Origin of the sequence: Rhizobacter sp., assembly GCF_031412075.1 — a bacterium.
In the GTDB taxonomy this organism is placed as follows: Bacteria; Pseudomonadota; Gammaproteobacteria; order Burkholderiales; family Burkholderiaceae_C; genus Rhizobacter.
The window spans coordinates 1-18,328 of record NZ_JANOCG010000085.1 but is presented as its reverse complement, the minus strand read 5'-3'; the positions used below and the strand labels follow the sequence as shown (position 1 = coordinate 18,328).

17 protein-coding genes and 3 pseudogenes are annotated in these 18,328 nt (G+C 67.1%); 16 read left to right on the top strand and 4 right to left on the bottom strand.

From position 1 onward, the window contains the following. The 5 genes and pseudogenes from RMO40_RS03290 to RMO40_RS03270 all read left to right on the top strand — a co-directional run. Positions 1-303, top strand: a pseudogene (locus RMO40_RS03290) (AzlC family ABC transporter permease); the annotation flags it as partial. After that, on the top strand, positions 300-629 hold the full coding sequence (locus RMO40_RS03285) for an AzlD domain-containing protein (RefSeq protein WP_309716275.1): 330 nt from the start codon (positions 300-302) through the stop codon (positions 627-629). The pseudogene RMO40_RS03290 and the gene RMO40_RS03285, both read left to right, overlap by 4 nt. Positions 630-739: 110 nt before the next feature. After that, positions 740-1,933, top strand: coding sequence for a phosphoglycerate kinase (locus RMO40_RS03280; protein WP_309716272.1), 1,194 nt, complete (start codon positions 740-742; stop codon positions 1,931-1,933). A 42-nt stretch (positions 1,934-1,975) separates the two neighbouring features. After that, a complete protein-coding gene (pyk, locus tag RMO40_RS03275; RefSeq protein ID WP_309716269.1) occupies positions 1,976-3,406 on the top strand; it encodes a pyruvate kinase in 1,431 nt (476 codons plus the stop codon). Between the two features lie 121 nt (positions 3,407-3,527). Then, positions 3,528-4,739, top strand: coding sequence for a threonine ammonia-lyase (locus tag RMO40_RS03270; protein WP_309716266.1), 1,212 nt, complete (start codon positions 3,528-3,530; stop codon positions 4,737-4,739). A gap of 6 nt (positions 4,740-4,745) precedes the next feature. On the opposite strand, the gene RMO40_RS03265 is transcribed toward RMO40_RS03270, so the two are convergent. After that, the gene (locus RMO40_RS03265) at positions 4,746-5,768 is read right to left on the bottom strand and encodes an STAS-like domain-containing protein (protein ID WP_309716263.1); all 1,023 of its coding nucleotides are present in this window, start codon (positions 5,766-5,768) and stop codon (positions 4,746-4,748) included. A gap of 295 nt (positions 5,769-6,063) precedes the next feature. Between RMO40_RS03265 and fba the strand changes: the two genes are divergently transcribed. The 3 genes from fba to RMO40_RS03250 all read left to right on the top strand — a co-directional run bounded on the left by fba (position 6,064) and on the right by RMO40_RS03250 (position 9,234). Then, positions 6,064-7,128: a class II fructose-bisphosphate aldolase gene (fba, locus tag RMO40_RS03260; RefSeq protein ID WP_309716261.1), complete on the top strand. Its 1,065-nt coding sequence runs from the start codon at positions 6,064-6,066 to the stop codon at positions 7,126-7,128. Between the two features lie 88 nt (positions 7,129-7,216). Next, on the top strand, positions 7,217-8,122 hold the full coding sequence (locus tag RMO40_RS03255) for a phosphoribosylaminoimidazolesuccinocarboxamide synthase (protein ID WP_309716258.1): 906 nt from the start codon (positions 7,217-7,219) through the stop codon (positions 8,120-8,122). Between the two features lie 8 nt (positions 8,123-8,130). Next, entirely contained in the window at positions 8,131-9,234 is a 1,104-nt protein-coding gene (locus RMO40_RS03250) for a hypothetical protein (RefSeq protein ID WP_309716254.1), read from the top strand. 30 nt (positions 9,235-9,264) lie between these two features. Here RMO40_RS03250 and RMO40_RS03245 read toward each other — a convergent pair. Continuing rightward, positions 9,265-10,206: pseudogene (locus RMO40_RS03245) on the bottom strand (tetratricopeptide repeat protein). 121 nt (positions 10,207-10,327) lie between these two features. Here RMO40_RS03245 and purE point away from each other — a divergent pair. The 4 genes from purE to RMO40_RS03225 are packed head-to-tail and all read left to right on the top strand — an operon-like array spanning position 10,328 to position 13,953. Then, positions 10,328-10,792 (top strand): 5-(carboxyamino)imidazole ribonucleotide mutase, encoded by a 465-nt coding sequence (gene purE, locus RMO40_RS03240; protein WP_309716277.1) that lies wholly within the window; start codon positions 10,328-10,330, stop codon positions 10,790-10,792. Further along, complete coding sequence (locus RMO40_RS03235) at positions 10,789-11,952, top strand: 5-(carboxyamino)imidazole ribonucleotide synthase (protein ID WP_309716251.1); 1,164 nt, start codon at positions 10,789-10,791, stop codon at positions 11,950-11,952. Before purE ends, RMO40_RS03235 begins: the two co-directional genes overlap by 4 nt. A gap of 5 nt (positions 11,953-11,957) precedes the next feature. Next, the gene (locus RMO40_RS03230; RefSeq protein WP_309716248.1) at positions 11,958-12,950 is read left to right on the top strand and encodes an L-threonylcarbamoyladenylate synthase; all 993 of its coding nucleotides are present in this window, start codon (positions 11,958-11,960) and stop codon (positions 12,948-12,950) included. 46 nt (positions 12,951-12,996) lie between these two features. Beyond that, entirely contained in the window at positions 12,997-13,953 is a 957-nt protein-coding gene (locus RMO40_RS03225) for an SGNH/GDSL hydrolase family protein (RefSeq protein WP_309716246.1), read from the top strand. A gap of 4 nt (positions 13,954-13,957) precedes the next feature. Here the strand turns inward: RMO40_RS03225 and RMO40_RS03220 are convergent, their stop codons facing one another. Beyond that, a complete protein-coding gene (locus tag RMO40_RS03220; protein ID WP_309716242.1) occupies positions 13,958-14,242 on the bottom strand; it encodes a SemiSWEET transporter in 285 nt (94 codons plus the stop codon). Then, on the bottom strand, positions 14,239-15,699 hold the full coding sequence (dacB, locus tag RMO40_RS03215) for a D-alanyl-D-alanine carboxypeptidase/D-alanyl-D-alanine endopeptidase (RefSeq protein WP_309716239.1): 1,461 nt from the start codon (positions 15,697-15,699) through the stop codon (positions 14,239-14,241). The genes RMO40_RS03220 and dacB overlap by 4 nt, the downstream gene beginning before the upstream one ends. A gap of 54 nt (positions 15,700-15,753) precedes the next feature. On the opposite strand from dacB, the gene tsaB reads away from it, so the two are divergent. The 4 genes and pseudogenes from tsaB to RMO40_RS03195 form a co-directional block, all read left to right on the top strand. Then, complete coding sequence (tsaB, locus tag RMO40_RS03210; RefSeq protein WP_309716236.1) at positions 15,754-16,470, top strand: tRNA (adenosine(37)-N6)-threonylcarbamoyltransferase complex dimerization subunit type 1 TsaB; 717 nt, start codon at positions 15,754-15,756, stop codon at positions 16,468-16,470. Then, on the top strand, positions 16,467-16,973 hold the full coding sequence (rimI, locus tag RMO40_RS03205; protein ID WP_309716233.1) for a ribosomal protein S18-alanine N-acetyltransferase: 507 nt from the start codon (positions 16,467-16,469) through the stop codon (positions 16,971-16,973). Before tsaB ends, rimI begins: the two co-directional genes overlap by 4 nt. Next, complete coding sequence (locus RMO40_RS03200) at positions 16,960-17,730, top strand: uracil-DNA glycosylase family protein (protein ID WP_309716230.1); 771 nt, start codon at positions 16,960-16,962, stop codon at positions 17,728-17,730. The genes rimI and RMO40_RS03200 overlap by 14 nt, the downstream gene beginning before the upstream one ends. Before the next feature lie 74 nt (positions 17,731-17,804). Then, positions 17,805-18,328, top strand: a pseudogene (locus tag RMO40_RS03195) (hypothetical protein); the annotation flags it as partial.

Genomic DNA, 18,328 nt, shown 5'->3' with positions numbered 1-18,328 from the left:
CTGGCCGACGTCGTACCCACCCATTGGGGTCTCGGGTTCGCCGGCGTGCTGGCCTTGCTGGGCCTCACCTTCTCGCTGGTGTCCGACCGCGCCACAGCGCTCGCCGCCGTGGTGGCTGGCGCGGCCGCAGTGGCTGCGTTTGCTCTACCGTTCCGGCTGCACATCGTGGTGGCCATTGCGGCTGCGGTGTGTGTCGGTTTGATGATGGACGGTGGCGGTGACGCCGGCCGTCGCCTGCGCGCGGCGCTGGGTCGCACCAAGGCGCCGCCCGCTGACGCAGTGGTCGAGAGGGCCTCGGCATGAACGGCCTCGACGCCTTCATCACCATCGTCGGCCTGACGGTCATCACCATCGTCACGCGTGGCTTCTTCCTGATCTCCGAACGTGAGCTGGTCTTGCCCGACTGGATCAAGCGGGGCCTGCGCTACGCGCCGCTCGCTGCCTTGACGGCGGTGGTGGTGCCCGAGGTCGTGATGGTGCAAGGCCAGTTCCTCACCACTTGGCAAGACGCGCGGCTCTACGCCGCTGCCGTGGCGACCGCTTATTTCTTCTGGCGCGGCGGCATTCTGGGCACCATCGTCAGCGGCATGCTGGTGCTGATCCCCCTCAAGTTGGGCCTCGGCTGGTGAGATGGGCGGGGGCGCCCGTGGTGTCCAATGTCTGGGTCGGCCGGCCGTAACTCCCCTGTAATTCGGGTGGCGCGTCCGTCCCTAGAATCCCCACTCACTCTTCGCACACCATGAACGTTCTCCGTTTTGAAGACCTGGTCACCCGCGGCCTTGCCACTGGCCAACGCGTGTTCATCCGCGCCGACCTCAACGTGCCGCTCGACGACGCCGGCCACATCACCGAAGACACCCGCATCCGGGCTTCCATTCCGTGCATCGAGCTGGCGCTGAACGCCGGCGCGGCCGTGATGGTCACGTCGCACCTGGGCCGCCCGACCGAAGGCGAGTTCAAGCCCGAAGACTCGCTTGCCCCGGTGGCCAAGCGCATGGGCGAGCTGATGGGCCGCCAGATCCCGGTCATCGCCAACTGGGTCGACGGCGTGACCGTCGCGCCGGGCTCGCTGGTGATGCTGGAAAACTGCCGCGTCAACAAGGGCGAGAAGAAGAACAACGAAGAACTCGCGAAGAAGATGGCAGCCTTGTGCGACATCTTCGTGCACGACGCCTTCGGCACCGCGCACCGCGCCGAAGCCTCGACCTACGGCATTGCCCAGTTCGCCAAGGTGGCATGCGCTGGCCCGCTGCTGGCGGCCGAGATCGACGCCATCTCCAAGGCGCTGGCCAGCCCGAAGCGCCCGCTGGTCGCCATCGTGGCCGGCAGCAAGGTCAGCACCAAGTTGACCATTCTTCAGGCGCTGGCCAAGAACGTCGATCAGCTGATCGTCGGGGGTGGCATCGCCAACACCTTCCTGTTGGCCGCCGGCCTGCCCATCGGCAAGTCACTCGCCGAAGCGGATCTGGTGAACGAAGCCAAGTCGGTGATCGCAGCCATGAAAGCGCGCGGCGCGGCCGTGCCGATCCCGACCGACGTGGTCACGGCCAAAAAGTTTGCGGCCGACGCCCCGGCCACGGTGAAAGCCGCAGCCGACGTGACCGAAGACGACCTCATCCTCGACATCGGCCCGCAGACCTCGGCCGTGTTGGCCGACATGCTGAAGAAGGCCGGCACCATCGTTTGGAACGGCCCGGTCGGCGTATTCGAGTTCGATGCGTTTGCCCACGGCACCGAGACGCTGGCGCGGGCCATTGCCGACTCGAGCGCCTTCAGCATTGCCGGCGGTGGCGACACGCTCGCGGCCATTGCCAAATACGGCATCGAAAAAGACGTGGGCTACATCTCGACCGGCGGCGGCGCCTTTCTTGAAGTGCTGGAAGGCAAAACCCTGCCGGCCTTCGAGATCTTGCAAAAGCGCGCCCAAGGCTGAACCATCCCTCCCGACGCCACACAACAAGAACGGAACACCACCATGCCCCGCGCCACCAAGATCGTCGCCACCCTCGGCCCCGCGTCCAGTTCACCCGAGGTGCTGGCCCAGATGATCCGCGCGGGGGTCGACGTGGTGCGGCTCAACTTCTCACATGGCAAGGCGCAAGACCACATTGACCGTGCGCTGCTGGTGCGCGAGGTGGCCAAATCGGTGGGCAAAGAGGTGGCCATCATGGCCGACCTGCAAGGCCCGAAGATCCGCGTGGGCAAGTTCGAAGGTGGCAAGACCATCATCGAAGCCGGGCAGAAATTCATCCTCGACGGCGCCACCAAGGAGCTCGGCACCAACGAGCGCGTGGGCCTTGATTACAAGGAGCTGCCGCGCGACGTGCGCCCCGGCGACACCCTGCTGCTCAACGATGGCCTGCTGCGGCTGACGGTCGATGCGGTTAAGGGCGAAGAGGTGCACACCACGGTGGTGATCGGCGGTGAGTTGTCCAACAACAAGGGCATCAACAAGGCCGGCGGCGGCCTCACCGCGCCGGCACTCACCGCGAAGGACATGGATGACATCAAGACCGCGATGAGCTTCCAGTGCGAGTACCTGGCGGTGAGCTTCCCGAAAAACGCGACCGACATGGAAATGGCGCGCCAGCTCGCCAACGTGGCCGGCGAACCCTGGCGCCACAAGCCGGCGCTGATCGCCAAGATCGAGCGCAGCGAAGCCATTCCCGTGCTGGAGTCGATCATCAAGGCCAGCGACGGCATCATGGTGGCGCGTGGCGACTTGGCCGTGGAAGTGGGCAACGCGGCCGTGCCGGCGCTGCAAAAACGCATGATCAAGATGGCACGCGAACTCGACCGTGTGGTCATCACAGCCACCCAGATGATGGAGTCGATGATCGTCAACCCGGTGCCCACCCGCGCCGAGGTGAGCGACGTGGCCAATGCGGTGCTCGACGGCACCGACGCGGTGATGCTGAGCGCCGAAACCGCCGCCGGCAAGTACCCGGTGGAAACGGTCGAGATGATGGCCAGCATCTGCGTCGAAGCCGAAGCCGCCGAAGAGATCGCGCTCGACGCCACCTTCACCAACAAGAAGTTCGGCCGCATCGACCAGTCGATCGCGATGGGTGCGCTGTTCACCGCCTATCACCTGGGCTGCAAGGCCATCCTCGCGCTCACCGAGTCGGGTTCGACCGCGCTGTGGATGAGCCGCCACCGCATTCACGTGCCGATCTTCGGCCTCACCTCGCAGATCACCAGCCAGCGCCGCATGACGCTGTACCGCAACGTGAGCCCGCTGCTGATGCCCAACTTCAGTGACCGCGACGAAGCCTTGAAGCATGCCGAAACCCTGCTGGTGAGCAAGGGTGTGTTGAAGCCGGGCGACACCTACGCCATCACCTGCGGCGAGCCCATGGGCTACCCCGGCGGCACCAACATGCTGAAAGTCTGCCTGGTAGGTTAGCCCCCCAATCGCTATGCTCCTGCCCCCGAGGGGCGCCGCCTGGCGGCCCGGCAAAGCCGGTTCCGCGGGCGTGGCTTGATCTGTCGCTTGCCGGGCTCGCTCTTTTACCTGGGGTCGGATCATGGATTCAGCTCTCACGCTCGACGACATCCGCGCGGCCGCACAGCGGCTGCACGGCCACGTGGTCGAAACGCCGTGCCTGCGCTCGCGCACGTTGGGCGAGATCATCGGCTGCGAGGTGTTTCTCAAATTCGAGAACCTGCAGTTCACCTCCTCGTTCAAGGAGCGTGGCGCGCTCAACAAGATCGCCCAGCTGAGCGCAGAAGAGCGCTCACGCGGCGTGCTGGCCGTCTCGGCCGGCAACCATGCACAGGGGGTGGCTTATCACGCGCAACGCCTGGGGATTCCCGCCACCATCGTGATGCCACGTTTTGCGGCGCCGGTGAAGGTGGCCAACACGCGCGGCTTTGGCGCCGAGGTGGTGCTGCAAGGCGACACCTTCGACGACGCCCGTGCCTTCGGCCTGCAGCTGGCGCGCGACCGCAATCTCACGCTCATCCACCCCTTCGACGACCTTGATGTGGTGGCCGGGCAGGGCACGATCGGCCTGGAGATGCTGGCGCAGCAGCCCTCGATCGACACCCTGGTGGTGGCCATCGGTGGCGGTGGGCTCATTGGCGGCGTGGCCACCGCGGCCCGCGGGCTCCATCCGGGCATCGAGGTGATCGGTGTGCAGACCGAGCGCTTCCCTGCTGCCTGGAACGCGAGGCATGGGCAGAACCTGCCGGTTCAGCAAGCCACCATCGCAGACGGCATCGGCGTGAAAGCACCCGGCGCGCTGACGCAGCCGCTGATCGACCGCCATGTGAACGACGTGCTGCTGGTCGGTGAAGACGACATCGAGCAGGCCATCCTGATGCTGCTCGAGATCGAAAAGACCGTGGTCGAAGGTGCGGGCGCGGTGGGGCTCGCGGCCTTGATGAAACACCGTGCGCGTTTTGCCGGCCGCAAGGTGGGCTTGATCTTGTGCGGCGGCAACATCGAGCCGTTGGTGCTGGCCGAGATCATCGAGCGTGGCATGGTCAAGTCAGGCCGGCTGGCTCGCTTGAAGCTGGATGTGCGCGACGTGCCGGGCGCACTGGCCGACGTGGCCACCCTGCTCGGCAAGCTCGGCGCCAACATCGACGAGGTGCAGCACCAGCGGGCGTTCAGCTCGGTTTCGGTCGAGCGCGTTCAGATCGAGGTGGTGGTGCACACGCGGGGCGTGGCGCACATCGAAGAGATTCTTTCGGCGATGCGCGCAGCGGGATACCACGCCGAACGCATCGGCTGAAAAGGTTCAGCGGCCCGCTCGAACGCTCTCGATCATCGCCGCCACGGTGGGCGACATGTTCAAGGGCACCAGATCGACCTCGCCCAACTCGGGTGACATCACGCGGAACAACTCGTCGGCGAAGCTGTGGCCGATGTTCGTCACGCCGTCGAAGTCGATCTCGGCCCGGCGAAACGCGTTCAGACGCGCTGCCACACGCCGAGCCTGCGCGCGTGAATCCAACCCCGCCAGTGGCGAGGTCAACAAACGCAACGGCACCACGGTGCGCTCGAAGCCGAAACCCGTGCCGCTCACGCTGTGGGCGTGCAGCACCGACTCCAGGTTGCGGGTGGTGTCCAGTGCAATCGCGGCGTAGACCGAGGTGCCCTGGTGCTTGAGTGCACGACCCGGGCGCCAGCCGTTGCCTTCCCATTCGCGGTGCTGGAAAGCGGTGTCGTTGGCATGCAGGTCGAACACGTCGGCCAGGCGCGAGGTGAAGAACAGGCCTCGCCCGGCATGGCGGGCGGGTTGGCTGGTCAGCTTGCCTTTGCTCAGCTCCAGCATGGCCATGACCGGGTCGGCGAGCGAGAACGAACGCGAAAGCTGGTCGAATACCCCACAACCGTCGTCTGACACCAGGAGCTGCACGTGGCTCTGCGTCTGTCGCAGCGACACGGTCACGCTGGTGCCGCCGCTGTGGTCGATGGCGTTGTTGAGCAGCTCGCCAAACGTGTGCTGCGTCATGCGCTGCACCTGGGCCGGCAAGGCAAAGAAGGGGGCGAAGTCGCGCGACCAGGGCAGGTCTTCCTGCAGGTCGGCCAGCGGGTAGCGCTGAACCACCTGGCGCAACAGGCCGGGTCGGAACTGTGGGCGGCGTGGGCTGCCCTCGCGCTGCAGCCAGCCCAGCTGCGTGAGCCGCTGCAAGGCTTTCTGGATCGTGCCGCGGCTCATGCCGGTGGATTGCACCAGGTGGCTGGCCAGATCGTGCGGGTGTTGCACCGCCGCGGCGGTGATGCGCAACGTCAAAGCGTTCAGGTCGAGTCGTGCCATGGTGGGTGTTCCGTCTCCGTGCGGAGCTTCAGTGTCGGCCGCGGGAGCGGCTTCTGAAGTGAGAAAAGCGGCCGCTTTCCGGCCCATTTCCCGGCCGACTTCCCAGCCCAGCCACCACGATCCCCCAGAGGGCGGGGTCTGCCCCCCAGACGCGGGAGACATGGTTTCACGGCGGGTTTTCACGGGGGTGCGTCGCTACAATCGGGGCAGTTCCAGAGCGGTTACTAACCGACTCTTTCCGCCGAGTGCCTAGCTGCGTCGGCTGCTCAGTTTTCATCACTCCTCGGACCTGACCATGCCACTCGTTTCAATGCGCCAGCTGCTGGACCACGCCGCCGAACACGGTTATGGCATTCCGGCCTTCAACGTCAACAACCTGGAACAAGTGCAGGCCGTGATGCAGGCCGCCGACGAAACCGGCGCCCCGGTGATCCTGCAAGCCAGCGCCGGCGCCCGCAAGTACGCCGGCGAGCCCTTCATCAAGCACCTGATCCTCGCGGCAACCGAGCAGTACCCGCACATTGCGCTGGTGATGCACCAGGATCACGGCACCTCGCCCACCGTGTGCGAAGGCGCCATCAACCTGGGTTTCGGCTCGGTGATGATGGACGGCTCGCTGCGCGAAGACGGCAAGACGCCGGCCGACTTTGCCTACAACGTCGACGTGACCCGCCGTGTGGTCCAGATGGCGCACAAGGTCGGCGTGACGGTCGAGGGTGAACTCGGCTGCCTCGGCAACCTCGAAACCGGTGAGGCGGGTGAAGAAGACGGCATCGGCGCCGAAGGCAAGCTCGATCACAGCCAGATGCTCACCGACCCCGAGGAGGCCGCGGTGTTCGTGCGTGACACCCAGCTCGATGCATTGGCGATTGCCATTGGCACCAGCCATGGCGCCTACAAGTTCTCGCGCAAGCCCACGGGCGACATCCTTGCAATCTCACGCGTCAAAGAGATTCACAAGCGCATCCCCAACACCCACCTGGTGATGCACGGTTCGTCGTCGGTGCCTGCGGATCTGCTGGCCGTCATCAACCAGTACGGCGGCAAGATCAAAGAAACCTACGGCGTGCCGATCGAAGAGATCCAGGAAGCCATCAAATTCGGCGTGCGCAAGATCAACATCGACACCGACATCCGCCTCGCGATGACCGGCGCGGTGCGCAAGTTCCTGGCCGAGAACCCCGACAAGTTCGATGCGCGTGAATGGCTCAAGCCCGCTCGCGAAGCCGCCAAGGCCATCTGCAAGGCGCGCTACCTGCAGTTTGGCTGCGAAGGCCAGGGCGCCAAGATCAAGCCGCAGAGCCTGGTGCAGGTGGCTCAGCGTTACGCAAAGGGTGAGCTGGCACAAACCGTGGTCTGAGGATGACGACCCCACGTCGCTTCGCTCCTGCCCCCCGAGGGAGCGCAGCCCGGCTTCGGGCGGCCGGACGCCGGGCTGATTGACCACCATGACAGAACTACTCAACTCTTCCATCACTTCGCTGCCGCTGCTGGCGCGCGGCAAGGTGCGCGACAACTACGCGGTCGGCACCGACCGCATCCTGATGGTGGCGAGCGACCGGCTCAGCGCCTTCGACGTGATCATGGGCGAGCCCATTCCGGGTAAGGGCGCCTTGCTCACCGAGATGGCCTTGTTCTGGTTTGCGCACCTGCAAGGCATCGTGCCCAACCACCTCACCGGCGACGACCCCACATCGGTGGTGCAGCCGGCCGAGCGCGATCAGGTGCGCAGCCGCTCCATGCTGGTGAAGCGGCTCAAGCCCTTGCCGGTCGAGGCGGTGGTGCGGGGTTACCTCGCCGGCAGCGGCTGGCAGGAGTACCAGCAGAGCCAGTCGGTGTGCGGGGTGAAGCTACCCGCCGGCCTGAAGAATGCGAGCCGTCTGCCCGAGCCCATCTTCACGCCGGCCACCAAGGCCGAGATGGGCGACCACGACGAAAACATTTCGTTCGATCGCATGCAGCAGATCATCGGCGCCGACCTCGCCGAGCGGGTGCGCAGCACGGCGATCAAGCTTTACACCACGGCGTCCCACATCGCGCTCGCCAAGGGCATCATCATTGCTGACACCAAGTTCGAGTTCGGCCTCGATGCCGACGGCACGCTGACGCTGATGGACGAGGTGCTCACGCCTGACTCTTCACGCTTCTGGCCGATCGAAGGCTACGAAGCGGCATTCCGCGAAGGCCGCAACCCGCCCAGCTACGACAAGCAGTTCGTGCGCGACTGGCTGGAGCAGGCGCGAGTCAACGGCCAGCCCTGGAACAAACAAGCCCCCGCGCCCGGCCTGCCGCCCGAGGTGATTGAAAAGACCGCTGCGAAATACCGCGAAGCGCTGCAACGGCTGACCACCTGAGGCGTGGCATGAAATCCCGCCTGCTCAACAACCTCGACACCGCGATTGCCGCCGCCACGCAGCCCGTGCAGGCCGACTGCCTGCGGGCCGAGCGGGCCGGGTTGTTGGCTCGGCAAGGCCAGACCGCCGAGGCACGTGCCGTGCTGTCGGCACTGCAGGCCCAATACACCCGCCAGCCCGAGGTGTCGGTGAGCGCCTGGGTCAGTCTGGCGGAAGGCCTGGTGAGCTACTACAGCGACCTCAACCGCAACGCCCGCGACAAGTTCAGCCGGGCCTACGCCTTCAGCGCACCGGCGCGCGATACCCGCTTGCGTGCGCTGTCGGCGGCCTGGCTGGCCCACATGGACTATGTCGACCACGACCTGGACGCTTTGGCCCGCCACATCGGCGAGTGTTTTGAGGTGGCCGAGCCGGAGCACCATGCGGCCCAAGCTCGCGGCTGTTTGGTGACGGCGATGTCATATCACTTTGGCGGGCGTTTCGACGCTGCCCAGCCCTGGTATGCCAAGGCGCGTCAGCATGCCAATGCCGAAGGCGATGAGGCCATGTTGGGCGCGGTGATGCACAACATGGCTGGCCTGCTTGCCGACGAGTCGCGACAAACGGTGCTACGGGGCGTGGAAGACGATGCGGCCACCCGGCGTGCCATGTTGGGCCTTGAGTCCACTCGCAACTTCAATGCGCTGCTGGGCTCGGAGTCACTCAACGCGCTGGTGCCGCTGCTACGTGCCCATGTCAACTCGCTGCAAGGCCGGTGTGCCGAGGCGGTGGCCTTGTACGAGGCCCATTTCAGCGATGGTTTGTTGCAAGGCCTGGACCGCAAGCGCGCCTTTCTCGGGGCCGATCTCGCCTGGTGCCGGTTGCAACTGGGCCAGACCGAGCAGTCTTTGAAAGACGCGCGGGCCGCCGAGGTGGCGCTGCCGCATGACCACGATGTGGACGACCGCGCCGCTGCCCACAGTCGCCTGGCGCAGGTGTTTGGTCAGTTGGGCCAGGCCGAGGCGGCCGCGCGTCACAAGGCGCAGGCCGACATCGACTGGCATACCCATGAGCGGGATCAGGCGCTGACGGTGGCCTTGGTGGACAAGGCCCTCGCCAAGCTGCGCGTCTAGGGCGGGTGCTGCGCGGGGCGCCGCCCCATTTCAGTTCAGCGCCATGCTCAGCTTGCGCCGGTATTGGTCGAGCACCGGGTCGGCCGGGGCGGTGTTGACCTTGCCTGCCACTTCGAGCGTGCTTTTCGGTGCGGCCGCTTCGGCCTTGGCGGGGGCGGGCTTGCCCATCAGCTCAAGAATCGCGACGTAGGTCTTGCGCGCCAGCTCGCCGTTCCAGGCCTTGTCGCGCATCACGATCTCCAGCAACTCGTCCATCGCCTGGGTGAAACGCTGCGCGGCGAAGTGGGTTTGTGCCAGCTCAAAGCGGGCGTCGAAATCACGCCGGTTGGCGGCGATCGCGGCAGCCAGTGCGTCAGGTGCGCGCGCGGATTCGGCCTTTTCGCAGGCGGTGATCCAGTGGCCTGCGGCCGACAGGCGGGCGTCGAGCATCACCTTGCTGGCCACCGGCTCGAAGGCACGGCGGGCTTCGGCCACACGGCCGGCTGTCAGCAGGGCGCGCAGGTAGTCGTAGCGGGCGGTGTCGTTGCCCGGGTCGATGGCCACCGCCTCTTGCAGCTTTTCGAGCGCACTTTCGGGGTCGCCCTCGGCCATCAGCTCTTCGGCGAGCGCCAGGTCTTCTTCGGCGGCAACCTCATCGGCGGTGGGCACGTGGCGGTCGAGAAACTCGCGCAGCTATTCTTCGGGCAGGGCGCCGACAAAACCGTCGATCGGCTGGCCGCCCTTGAACAGCACGCAGAAGGGGATGCTTCGCACCCCGAACATCTGCGACAGCTGGCCCGAGATCTCGGGCTGCTCGTCGGCGTTGAGCTTGGCCAGCTTGAAGCGGCCGGCGTAAGAAACCTCGAGCTTTTCGAGCACCGGTGTGAGCGCCTTGCAGGGGCCGCACCAGGGCGCCCAGATGTCGAGCAGCATCGGCTGCTGCATCGATGCGTTGATCAGGTCGGCCTCGAAGTTTTGAATCGTGATGTCCATCGTGTTCCGGCGGGTGTGGGGTGGGGCGTGAAGAGGGGGCGGGACGCCGCCCCGCCTACAATTCAAGGTTCTTCAGCACTTGGAGCGAGCCTTGAGCAGCGCCCCCGTGGTTGGTGTGGTGATGGGGTCCAGCAGCGACTGGGAAACCCTGCGCCACGCGACCGAGATTCTCGCCGAGTTCGGTGTCCAATTCGAGGCCCGGGTTGTGTCGGCACACCGCATGCCTGACGACATGTTTGCCTACGCCGAGAGTGCGGTGTCGCGCGGGCTGCGGGCGATCATCGCCGGGGCGGGTGGGGCGGCCCATCTGCCGGGCATGCTGGCTGCCAAGACCACGGTGCCGGTGCTGGGCGTGCCGGTGGCGAGCCGCCATCTGCAAGGGGTTGATTCGCTGCACTCCATCGTGCAGATGCCCAAGGGCATCCCGGTGGCCACCTTTGCCATTGGCCATGCCGGCGCGGCCAATGCGGCCTTGTTTGCCGTGGCCATGCTTGCCAATGAACAGCCGGCCCTGCGCGCCCAGCTGGAGGCCTACCGCGCGAAGCAGACCGAAGCGGCGCGGGCCATGTCGGCCGACCTCAAATGACGACTGGTTTCATCGCCCCTGGCGCCACCCTCGGCGTGATGGGTGGTGGCCAACTGGGCCGCATGTTCGTGCACGCCGCGCAGCAGATGGGCTATGCCACCGCGGTGCTCGACCCCGACACGAGCAGCCCGGCCGGTTTGGTGTCGCACCACCATGTGCTGGCCGACTATCTGAGCGACGCTGGCCTGGCCCAGTTGTCGCAGGTGGCTGCAGCCATCACCACCGAGTTCGAGAACGTGCCGGCGGCGGCATTGCGCCGCCTGGGCGAACAACGGCCGGTGGCGCCCTCTGGCGATGCGGTCGCCACTTGCCAGGACCGCGCATTGGAGAAGGCGCACTTCGTGGCCTGCGATGTGCCTTGCGCGCCGCACGCGCTGATCGAAACCCCGGCGCAGCTGGCGGCGGTGGGTGTTGACCTGCTGCCCGGCCTGCTGAAAACCGCGCGCCTGGGCTATGACGGCAAGGGCCAGATCCGTGTCGCCGACCGCGCGCAGCTTGACGCCGCCTGGGCCGAGCTGAAGCAGGTGCCCTGCGTGCTGGAAAAGATGCTGCCGCTGGCCTATGAGGTGAGCGTGATCGTGGCGCGCGGTGCGTCGGGCGAGCTGGTGCACTTTCCGCTGCAACAAAACCTGCACCGCGACGGCATCCTCGCGGTGACGCTGGTCCCCGCCCCCGACGTGACACCCGCCGTGCAACAGCAGGCCATCGCGGCGGCCGAAAAGATCGCTGCCGCGCTGCACTACGTGGGTGTGTTGTGCGTCGAGTTCTTCGTGCTGAAAGACGGCAGCCTGGTCGCCAACGAAATGGCGCCACGCCCGCACAACTCGGGCCACTACACGATCGATGCATGTGACCAGTCACAGTTCGACCTGCAGGTGCGCACGCTCACCGGCACGCCGCTGGTGGCACCGCGCCTGCATTCCAGCGCGGTGATGCTCAATCTGCTGGGCGACCTGTGGTTTGCCAACGGTGACGCTGAAACCACACCGCCCTGGAACCGTGTGCTGGCCCTGCCCGGCGCCCACCTGCACCTGTATGGCAAGGCCGGCGCGCGCAAGGGCCGCAAGATGGGCCACCTGACCTTTACCGCGGCCACGCCGCAGCAGGCACGTGCGGCGGCCCTGCAGGCCGCCGAATTGTTGGGCCTCGCGGCGTGGTGATCTGAGTGCTGCTGGACGGACAAGACACCCACGCCGTGGCGCGTGCCGCACAGGCACTCGCCGCCGGTGAACTGGTGGGCTTTCCCACCGAGACGGTTTATGGCCTGGGCGCACGGGCCGATAACGATGCCGCGGTCGCCAAGATCTTCGCCGCCAAGGGCCGGCCTGCCGACCACCCCTTGATCGTGCACGTGGCCTCGCCAGAGGAGGCGCGTGCGTTTGCCGCCGACTGGCCGCCGGTTGCTCAACGGCTCACCGCAGCCTTGTGGCCCGGCGCGCTCACCGTGATCGTGCCGCGCCTGTCCCTCATGGCGGCGGCAGCAGCGGGCGGGCAATCGAGCATCGGCTTGCGCTGCCCCAGCCACCCGGTGGCCCAAGCCTTGTTGCGCGAAGCCAGCGCCCTCGGTGTGAAGGGTGTTGCGGCGCCCAGCGCCAACCGCTTCGGCCGCATCAGCCCGACCCTGGCCCGCCATGTGGTCGACGAGCTCGGAGAGGCCTTGCTGGTGCTCGATGGGGGCGCCTGCCAGGGTGGCATCGAGTCGAGCATCGTCGACTGCACGCGTGGCCACCCGGTGCTGCTGCGCCCTGGCGTGATCAGCCGCACCCGGCTGGAAGCCGTGGCCGGCGAGCCCTTGTTGGATCGCGACGAGGCCGCGCCGCGCGCCTCGGGCACGCTTGCGGCGCACTACGCGCCACGTGCCAAGCTGCGCTTGATGAGCGCGGCCCTGTTGCGCACCGCCCTGCAAATGCTGGACGACCCCGCCAAAGCGCCCGCGCTGACGCTGGCGGTATATTGCCGCACCGTGCCCCAAAGCGCGGCGCCCGGGGCTCACTACCGGCGCATGCCCGCCGAGCCTGCGCCGGCCGCCCACGAATTGTTTGCTGTGTTGCGTGAACTGGATGACCAGGGCGCGCTTCTCATCTGGGTGGAAGAACCGCCCGCCACCCCCGAATGGGACGGCGTGCGCGACCGGCTGCAACGTGCTGCGGCAGCCTGACCCCCCGGAACCCACCCCTCGCTGAAACCGATTTTCTGGAGTGTTCATGAAGTTCAAGTGGAATCTGATGCGCAGCGCTGCCACGGCCGCCCTGGCCGTGGCCGGTTTGGCATCGTGCGGCGGCGGCACGCAGGTCGAGTCGTTTGTGCCGGGTCGTGTGGTCGTGTTTGGCGACGAGGCCAGCCTCATCAACACCAACGGCACCAAGTTCACCGTCAACGGCCTGGAGTTCAACAGCGCCACCCCGCCGGTGGCCACGGTCGTTTGCACCGCCAACCAGGTGTGGGTGCAGCAGCTGGCCTATTCCTTCGGCCTGGCTTTCCGCGAGCGCTGCCCCGCAACCTTCGCCAACCCCAATGGCGAGATGTTGGCGGCTGATGGCGCGAAGGCGGCCGACGTGCGCGCGCAGGTGGATGCTTTCATCGCCGCCCCCAACTCCTTCAACAACAGGGACCTGGTGACGGTGATGGTCGGTGTGCACGACATCATCGACGCGCTGAACCAGCCCAACCCGGTGGCGGCGGTCGAGCAGGCCGGCGACCTGGTGGGCGCGCAGATCGTGCGCATCACCGACCGCGGCGCCAAGGTGATCGTGTCCACCGTGCCCGACGTGGGGCTGACGCCGTTTGCCATCAACCGTGAGCTGACCACCCCCGGCAGCGTGGCGCTGCTGACCAACCTGAGCACGCGCTTCAACACCCGCTTGCGCCTCAGCCTGCAAAACGTGCGCGACGGCGGCCGCGCGGTGGGCCTGGTGCTGGGCGATGAGCTGGTGCTGTCGATGACCCGCTCACCGGGCAGCTTCGGTCTCGCCAACATCACCCAGCCGGCCTGTGAAACAGCGCTGCCCAACTGCAGTGCCCTCGCCGCCGATCTCGTCACGGCGGCCGAGGCCACTTATGCCAACGACTGGCTGTGGGCCGATGCCACCCGCATGGGGGCGAACGCGCAAAACCGGCTCGGCGCGCTGGCCGTCAACCGCGCCCGCAACAACCCGTTCTGAGCGTTCAGCCGGCGGCGCGTTGGCGCCGCCTGGCCTCGATCAGCAATTTCATCGCGAGGATGCTCAGCGCGAGCATCAGCGTGATCGCGTTCGACACCGTGATGGGCCAGGAGCGCAACGCCACGCCGTAGGCCAGCCACAGCGCGATGCCCAGCGTGAAGGCGCTGTACATGCCGAGCGAGATGCCGCTCACGTCGCGGGTGCGGAAGGTGTGCCAGGCTTGCAGCGCGAACGAGCCGGTGGTGAGGCTGGCGGCCGCATAACCCAGCCATTCGGTGATGTCGTTCATACGCCGGAAGCAGGTGTCGATGCCGGCAGCGGCGCTGGCGGTGGCGGTGGGGTCGTGTCGTTCGCGGCCCATTGCACCAGGGCCTCGAGCGCGGGCCGTGCAGCGTTGGCATTCGGGTGGTTGATGATGGCCACCAGCACATGGCGGCGCCCGCCATGGCTCAGCACATAACCGGCCACGCCGGCCACGTCTTTCAGCGAACCGGTTTTCAGGTGGGCCCGGCCGGTGGCGGCGTTGCGCGCGCGGCGCAGCGTGCCGTCGATGCCGCTCACCGGCAGCGAGCTCATCAGCTCGGGCATGGCCGGCCCCGCGTAGGCCGCTTGAAGCATGCGGGCCAGCAGCTTCGCGCTGAGGCGAGACTCGCGCGAGAGACCCGAGCCGTTGTCGATCACCGACCCGCGTGCATCGTCGCCGAAACGATCGGCCAGCCACTGGCGCACCACCTCACGCGCCTGCTCCGGTGTGCCGCTGCCGCGCTGGGTCAGTGCCAGCGTGAGGAACAGCTGCTGCGCCATCACGTTGTTGCTGAACTTGTTGATGTCGCGCACGATCTCGGCCAGCGGGGGCGAGTTCAGCTCGAAGCTCGGTGGCTCGGTGGGCGCCGTGCCGTCGCGCACGCGGCCGATCAGCCTGCCGCCCATTTCGCGCCACAGGCCGGTCAGTACGCGCTGGTTGTAGGCCTTGGGGTCGCCATAGGCCAGCGGCCACTGCTTTTCGCCGCAGGTGCTGACGTAGTGGCCGGCGAAACGAATGCGCTGCGGTTCTGCCAGCTCGGGACGAAGGGTGGCGCGCCAGTCGTTGCACACACCGTTGGACAAGGGCACGCCCAGGTCGATGCGCACACCCGCCAGCGGGGGCTCGCTCGACACGATGGCGATGCCGCGCGCCAGGTCGGGGGTGAAGGTCAGCAGCAGCGACTTGTAGTTGAGCAGCAGCGCATCGGGCCGCACGTTGTAGGGGCGCAGCGGCTCGCCATCGAAGTCGGCCGGGTTTTGCTCGGGCACATTGAACGCGCTGCGGTCGAGCACGATGTCGCCGCGGATCTCGCGCACGCCGAGCTGCTGCACGCGGCGCATCAGCAGCCACAGGCGCTCCTGCACGAGCTTGGGGTCACCGTTGCCCTTGATCACCAGGTTGCCGTCGAGCACCCCGTTGAGCGTGGTGCCCTGAATCCACACCGGCGTGGTCCAGCTCCAGGCTGGGCCCAGCAGGTCGAGCGCTGCGGCCGTGGTCACGAGTTTCATCAGCGAAGCCGGGTTCACCGGCGTCTGGGCCTGCCAGCTCAGGTGGGGTGTGGTCGCGCCCACTTCCTGCACCAGCACCGAGAGCGCCTCGCGTGGCACACCGGCGCGTTGCAGGGCGGCTTCGACATCGGGGGGCAGGGTGTTGGCAGCGGCCGGGCTGGCCCCCATGAACAAGGTCGCGGCGAGGGTCCAAAACAGGGTGCGAAAGGGCATGGCGGCATGATCGCATGCAGGGATCCACGCCAAAGCGCCCGGTAGACTCTTGCCATGGTCCGACTGCTGGCGTTCGACACCTCCACCGAAACGATGAGCATGGCACTGCAGCTGCCGCAGGGCCTGCTCGTGCGCGAGCTGGCGGGCGGCCCCCAGGCCTCGGCCCGCCTGATCCCCGAGCTGCTCGCCCTGTTGGCCGAAGGCGGCTGCACGCTGGCGCAGCTCGACGCCATTGCCTTCGGCCGCGGCCCGGGCGCGTTCACTGGCTTGCGCACAGCCTGTTCGGTGGCGCAGGGTCTGGCCTTTGGCGCCGACAAACCAGTGATTGCCGTCGACAGCCTGATGCTGGTGGCGCAAGACGCGCTCTACCAGCAAGCTCTCAGCAGCGAGGTGTGGGTCGCGATGGATGCGCGCATGGACGAGGTCTACGCCGGCGCCTACCGCTGGCAGGGTGATCGTTGGTTGGTGCTGTCGGCCCCGGCGCTGTATGCGGTCGAGGCGATCAACCAACGCTGGCAGGCCGAGCCACCAGCGGTGATCGCCGGCTCGGCGCTGGATGCGTTCGGTGATCGGCTCCGTGTCGCTGCGGCGGTGTGCATCGCTCGACCCCATTCGCGTGCCCAGGCGCTGGCCCAAGTGGCACAGCAGCTGTGGGCCGAGGGCGCGACCACCGACGCCGTGCAGGCGCTGCCGTTGTACCTGCGTGACAAGGTGGCACAGACCACGGTCGAGCGCGAAGCGACTCGCCTCGCCAAGGAGGCCGCTACATGAGCGCCGTGCTGCGCGATGAGCGACTGCTGTTGCCCATGACGGTGAAGCAGCTCGACAGCGTGCTCGCCGTCGAACTGCAGGCCTACCCTTTCCCTTGGACACGCGGCAACTTCATCGACTCGCTGGCAGCGGGTTACCCCTCGCAGGTGCTGTACGGCGCGCAAGGCGAGTTGCTTGGCTACTTCGTCGCGATGGAAGGTGTCGATGAGCTGCACTTGCTGAACATCACCGTCGCCCCGGCGGTGCAAGGCCGAGGCCACGCGCGTTTCATGCTGGACGAACTGTGCGCGATCGGCCGCCTCAAGCGCGCACAACAGATCTGGCTGGAGGTGCGCGAGAGCAACCAGCGCGCACGCGACATCTATGCGCACTATGGCTTTGTGCAGGTCGGCCTGCGCCGTGGTTATTACCCCGCCGCTCGCAGCACGCATGTCAGCGGCCGCGAAGACGCCGTGGTGATGAGCCTGGCCTTGAAGACGGGAGCGCCCCATGGCCTGGAGTGAACGCCAGGTCGCGATGCTGGGCGAGATGGGCATCCGCGTGTGGAGCACACCCGAGGCCGCCGCTGAAGTGGCGCCGCCAACGCCGGAGTTGCGTGCAGCCGTCGCGGCACCTGACCCCCAACGCGAAACAGGCACCACCCCGGCGCCCGCCACCCTCGGCCCGCGCCCATCGGGCATCGACACCCTGGGCTGGCCCGCGCTGCGCGAGGCGGTGGCGGGCTGCACGGCCTGCAAGTTGTGCTCGGGCCGCACCCAGACCGTGTTCGGTGTGGGCCACGAGCGTGCGCACTGGATGATCGTCGGCGAGGCACCGGGTGAGCAGGAAGACCAGCAGGGCGAGCCCTTCGTTGGCAAGTCGGGCCAGCTGCTTGACAACATGCTGCGTGCGGTCGGCCTCACGCGTGGCGACGCACCGGCGGAGCAGCAGGTTTACATCGCCAACACCGTCAAGTGCCGCCCGCCCGGCAACCGCAACCCCGAACCGGCCGAGCTGGCACAGTGCGAGCCCTTCCTCATCCGCCAGATCGCGCTGGTGCAGCCGCGCATCATTCTGGCGATGGGCCGCTTTGCGGTGCAAAGCCTGCTGCGCAGCACCGAGCCCATCGGCCGCCTGCGTGGCCGTGTGCACCAGTACCAGGGCGTGCCGCTGGTGGTGACCTACCACCCCGCGTATCTGCTGCGCAACCCTGAAGACAAGTCGCGCGCCTGGGACGATCTCTGCCTCGCCCGCGAGGCGCTGCAGCCGCCCACCGCCTGAGCCAGGGGGAGGCTTCGTGCAGGGTGCCGGCTATCATGGCCGCGCACTTCATTGACCTCTCCGCACCAGCCCCCATGACCCACCCCCCGGCCCAGCGCGAGAGCGATCTGCCCGACGCAGACACCCTGCCGTGCATGCTGGTGTGGTTGTCGACCGAGGGTGTGGTGATGCGCGGCAACCAGGCGTTCGCCGATTTCTGCAGCGTGTCGCTCGGCCAAGCCACCACGGTGGCCTTGCCCACGGTGCTGAGTGCCGACACGGCAACTGCACTCACGCCGCTGCTGGCCGCGCGACGCGACTTTGAGCTCAACCTTCGCTTGCCACGTGCACGCAATGCCGCCTGGGCCGACGCCTGGCTCGACTGCCGCGCGCGCTGGCTGCCTGACCCGGGTTGCTACCTCTGCACCCTGCACGACGTGACCACCACCCGCCTGGCCGAACTCTCCGCCCGCGCCCGCGCCGACCAATTCCAGCTGCTGGCCGACAACGTGCCGGTGCTCATCTCTTCGTTCGAGGCAGGCTCCTTCCGCTGCTTGTTCGCCAACAAGCTGTATGCCCACACCTTCGGCTTCGACGAGCACTCGGTGATTGGCTGCAC